Origin of the sequence: Streptomyces sp. P17, from assembly GCF_032436805.1 — a bacterium.
In the GTDB taxonomy this organism is placed as follows: domain Bacteria; phylum Actinomycetota; class Actinomycetes; order Streptomycetales; family Streptomycetaceae; genus Streptomyces.
Genome location: NZ_JAVRBF010001503.1, coordinates 1 through 235 on the forward strand (window position 1 = coordinate 1; position 235 = coordinate 235).

1 protein-coding gene is annotated in these 235 nt (G+C 70.6%); it reads right to left on the reverse strand.

Translation table 11 applies throughout. The annotated features are described in order from the left end of the window. Positions 1 to 235: aldehyde dehydrogenase family protein (locus RMT89_RS45495; protein WP_315889612.1), on the reverse strand; the 235-nt coding region annotated here is incomplete at both ends.

Consider the following 235-nt stretch of genomic DNA (forward strand, 5'->3'; position numbering starts at 1 on the left):
CCGGCGTTGAAGAAGCCCGCCACGGAGATGTCCTCGACGGCCTTGGCGATGTCGGTGTCCTCGAAGACCACGACCGGGGCCTTGCCGCCCAGCTCCAGGTGGACGCGCTTGACGTCCTTGGCCGCCGACTCGGCGACCTGCATGCCGGCCCGTACCGAACCGGTGATGGAGGCCATCGCCGGGGTCGGGTGCTCGACCATGGCGCGGCCGGTCTCGCGGTCGCCGCAGATGACGT